The 4,435-nt window shown below is 59.9% G+C and carries 4 protein-coding genes; all 4 read right to left on the reverse strand.

Annotation, left to right across the window (positions count from 1 at the left end):
* On the reverse strand, positions 1-671 hold a 671-nt coding region (locus RMO15_RS13410; protein ID WP_309713385.1), incomplete at its 3' end, for an NAD-dependent epimerase/dehydratase family protein.
* 14 nt (positions 672-685) lie between these two features.
* A complete protein-coding gene (locus RMO15_RS13415; protein WP_309713387.1) occupies positions 686-1,492 on the reverse strand; it encodes a hypothetical protein in 807 nt (268 codons plus the stop codon).
* Between the two features lie 14 nt (positions 1,493-1,506).
* On the reverse strand, positions 1,507-3,306 hold the full coding sequence (locus RMO15_RS13420; RefSeq protein WP_309713389.1) for a hypothetical protein: 1,800 nt from the start codon (positions 3,304-3,306) through the stop codon (positions 1,507-1,509).
* Between the two features lie 66 nt (positions 3,307-3,372).
* Positions 3,373-4,308: an NAD(P)-dependent oxidoreductase gene (locus RMO15_RS13425; RefSeq protein WP_309713391.1), complete on the reverse strand. Its 936-nt coding sequence runs from the start codon at positions 4,306-4,308 to the stop codon at positions 3,373-3,375.
* Positions 4,309-4,435: the final 127 nt, after the last annotated feature.

The raw sequence follows: 4,435 nt of genomic DNA on the forward strand, positions 1-4,435 counted from the left end.
TCCTCGCCGGTGATATTGAAGCACTCCCCGACGGCGGCTTGCTTGCCCATCACGGAGATAAAGCCCTCCGCGACATCGTCCACGTGGCAGCTTGCCCAGAGGCCGGTTCCATCGCCGGGGACGATCATGGGAAGGCCCTTGCGCAAGCGGTCGGGGAAAGTGCCAAACGAGCCCCAGCCGCCCACGGGCCGAATGAGCATGCCGCCCTCACCATAGCTGTGCGAGGGACGCAGCACGGTGGCGGGAAAGTCGGGCTCGTTTAAGAAAAGCTGCTCGCAGGCCGCTTTGTTCTTTCCGTAGCCCCCAATCGAGTGATACGGCTCGCTCTCCGGCGTCGGAATCGTCACCGGCGGCCCGGAGTAGACACAGACCGTGGAGCAGAAGAGAAAATGAGCACAGCGGCCCTTAAAAGCGCGAATGCTAGAGGTGGCATCGTCGGGGCTAAAGCAGATCATGTCCACTACCACGTCGTAGTGCTTGCCCTCGAAAAGCGCCTCAAACGCAGCTCTATCGCTCCGATCGCCGTTGAGAATTGTCAGGTTCGGGTGTGCCTCCAGCCGGTTCTCACTACGTCCCCGGTTGAAGCAAGTGACCTGCTCGCCGCGCTGGAGCAGCTTACGAGCAATCGCCGTCGAGATGAGGCCCGTGCCTCCCAGAAATAAAACGTGCATGCCGCTATTGTAGCTCAAATCTCCGAGAACAAGAGCCGCGCCGCTGCGGGAGCCATGCGTGTGTTGCTATGCCCCACGCCGGAAACGGTCTGGAGCTTCCAGGCAAGTGTACAGGAGCGCAGAGCTGCCTCCGTGCGGGCGACGCTATAAAAGTTCTTCCCACGCGCCAGCCGGGTGAGTCCCTGACGATCCGCCTCCACGGAGCGGTAGAGATCCGGGTCGTTGGGATCGGTATCTTCCTCACCTAGCAAGACCGTCAGATTCCGTGAGAGTGCGCGGCTCAGGCTCCGCTCCGTCGTACCTGGGGCATTGCTCAGACCAAACGGAAAGCGCTCCGTCGGCGCGAGAGTGGGCAGGGTGTAGTAGCCCGCGTTGGCCGCGACAGCACGGCGCAGGCGGGCCTCGGGCATGAACAGCACAAACCGGTGGACAAACTGCCCTCCAGCAGAGTGACCATAGAGATCGTAGGTTTCCTGGGTGAGCTTCCAGCGCTTCTGCGCCTCGGTGAAGAGCCGCTCGATTGCCCCAAACGTCCACGCTTCCCGCGCCTGGGGTGCGTCGTCGCTCAGGCCCATCACATTACCCCGGTTGTAGAGCCCGCCCGGAAAGTCCCGCTTCGAGAACTCGGGCACCAGGAGCAGTGCCCCCGCGGCTCGGGCCGCAGGAGCCCAGGCATCCCGGTACTCTGCCGCATTGCGCAGGGTGCCGTGCATCACAAAGAGCACCGAGCGCACGCGCTCCTTCTCGGGGATAGCAAGATGTACCGGGATGCTCTTGAGCAGTACCGGGTCAGAAAAGACGAAACGGTCGGTTACAGGCACCCGGACAGCCCCCATCACTCATAGACATCTGCGGAAATAGGAACATGAACAATGAGCAAGCTATTGGTGACTTTCGGAGCTGCCACGCCACCCTCCACTTTTATAGGCACCAGCTCCTGCGAGGTGAAGGCCGTGATCATCGCCTCTCCTCGACGCTCCACTCCATCGGAGCCATTATCAAGACAATTCTCTAATGTAGATGCCAGCAAGGGATAGAGATTCGTTGCTATAGAGGCATTATTAGTCCAGTCAATACGTGTTCGTGCGTCGCCACAGCTGATGCGTAGCATCTGGGTCTCTCCAGGAGCCAGTCGAGCAAAGCTTGCTGCTCCTTGCACACAGTACACCCGGACATCCGTGAGTTCCTTGCCCGTGTTGTTGGTAACTTTACCGGTGAGAAACTCTCCCTCCCGCTTGAGATCTGCGGCCACGCCACCACCGAGCGAGAGGTTGGTGGTGTGCAGGCTTACACTGCGCATGGCCCACTGGGGCACGGAAAAATCCATCAGCTTGGTGGGTTGACCGGCGGTCTGGAGCTGGCTCAGGCTGTCTTGGTCGCCCACCGTGGAGAAGAAAACGGTATCCGTGGTGGGGGCGGAGAGGCTAAAGTTAGCACGCGAAGGCGAGTAGAGGCCAAAACGGGCCACGGCGGCTCCCGTGGTCTGCCCCGATGTCGTCTCGACCACGGCGGCGCAGCTATAGGAGATAGAACGAGGCCGTCCCTGGCTTCCGACCACATACGCTCCTACGGCAAAGCCACACGCCAGCAGCGGCGTCGTGCCCCACGCCCACTCACGCTTATCAAGACGGCGAAGAATAATATACTGGAGTGGCACTACGGCGATTAAGTAGGCTCCCAGAAACAACGCAATGGTCGAGAACGGCGGGGCCTGAACGCCGGAGCTTTGCAACACCTCAGGGAAGAGCACCTGCCTCGCCGTGTAGCGCAAGCTCGGCTCTTCTCCAGGAGAGATGCCATAGCTCCGCAGCGAGGCGACATAGTTTTTCGGGCCAACAAAGCTCGTCAGGTTAGGAACCCAATCGCCAGGAACCTCCATCTGCCCACCAGTCCCCTTTGGCCAAGCGTGGATATTGCCTTGCAGAGACTCTCCTAACTGAGGTGGCGTAGACTTATTGTGTTTGACCAAGCTCCCCCCTGCATTTACCCAGCGCTCTACAGCGGCATTTTGTGTCTCGGTGAGCAAGACGCCCTCACGCAAGGCGACAATACCGAACTGATCCAGATCGCTGGCAAGTTCGGTGAGCTGACTTGGAGTGGCGGCAACAATAGAGAGGTAGTGATCGGAAGAGATTTGATACTGCTCACGGGGTAAGATCAGTCGTCCGGCGCTCTTATGCACGGGGCTTCTATTACCGTTGAGCCGCTCCCACTGGCCCGCACTGCCATCGTTGCTGACCACGAGCACGCGCACGAGGCGATCGGGTTTGATGGCGGGGCTCCAGCTCTGGCTGGTTAGCACTTCTCCACGGTCACTACGTAGGACAACGGTGTGCTGGAGCCAGGGCTCAGGGCGCTCATAGAACGTGAGGGTTGCGGTGGCGACGGAGGCTCCTGCGGGCAGTGAGATCGGGGTATGCCACTCCGAGGTTCCCTGGCTGAGCACTACCTCGCCCACAAAGGCGGCACCATCGTTTGGATTGGTTACCGTCACGGTGACCGGCTGCCAGGCGCAGGGCATGAGGGCCTTGCCGTAGCGAGGGGCTACGGTCAGCTTTGGTCTCGCGGCTAGAGCCATCGGGGCTACCAGCAAAGTTAGCCCTAGAAGAGCCGTCATCAAAGTCAGGCGTCGCATCACAATAAAACTCCTGTTATCACTAACGTCATTATGGCCTTTTTGGTTACGGCCCTGCCTAAAAATTTACGGATTGACCACATTGCGGGGCGCTCCCGCCCAGAATGCACGGATATTCTCGACGGTCTCCGCCAACAGACGCTCTCGCGAGGCGCGGGTTGCCCAGGCATGATGGGGGGTAATGAGGGTATTGGGCGCACTTAGCAAGGGGTTGTCCGAAGCGGGCGGCTCGGTGGAGAGCACATCGGTTGCAAACCCGGCGAGGTGCCCGGAGTGCAGTGCGGCCGCGACGGCAGCTTCGTCAATCACGGGGCCACGAGCACAGTTGACCAGAAGCGTGCCCGGACGTAGTTGGGCAAGTGTCTCAGTGTTGATTAAGTGGCGCGTCTGCGGGGTCAGGGGGCACTGTAACAGAAGAACATCGGCTTGCGGGAGAGCCTCTGCCAGTGCGTACGTCCCCTCGCGCTGGGTTTTGGTGACGGGTAAGACGCGCATTCCCAGGGCCTTTGCGACATCACCAATGCGGCTCCCAATCGCGCCGTAGCCTACCAGCACGAGGGTTTTGCCTTCGAGTTCCAACAGCGGTGTCTCGGCCCAGCTCCAGATTCCACGTGCCTGCCACTGGCCCCCTGCGACGGACAGCGCATGCCGCCCGACCTGATTGGTTAGCTCCAGAAGAAGCGCGATGGCATGCTGGGCCGTTGATGCCGTCGAGTAGCCTGCGACATTACAGACTGTCACCCCCGCCGCACGTGCCGCGACGGCATCCACGATATCGTAGCCTGTGGCCAGCACCGTGACCAGTTTCAGACGAGGAGCGGCAGCAAAAGCCGTGGTATCGAGGCGCACTTTATTGAGCACCACCACATCGGCAACTTTTAAGTGTGCCGACAATACTTCTTTTGACATCGCTGTATACACTGTAAGCTCTCCTAAGGCGGACAGTGCAGCGCAGTCGAGGCCATCCAGTGCCGGCGAGGAGTCTAAAACGGTAATCTTCACCCCTTGATTGTACCTGGGGTGCAGGTCATAAAAGTGGTGAGGTAGCAGGCTGAAAAACGCGGCGACTCCAAAAGGCAAAAAAGGAATCCAACTCGTTGCCAAAAAAGAAACCGCGTAGACGGGCAAT

It is taken from the genome of Armatimonas sp., assembly GCF_031410135.1.
GTDB lineage: Bacteria > Armatimonadota > Armatimonadia > Armatimonadales > Armatimonadaceae > Armatimonas.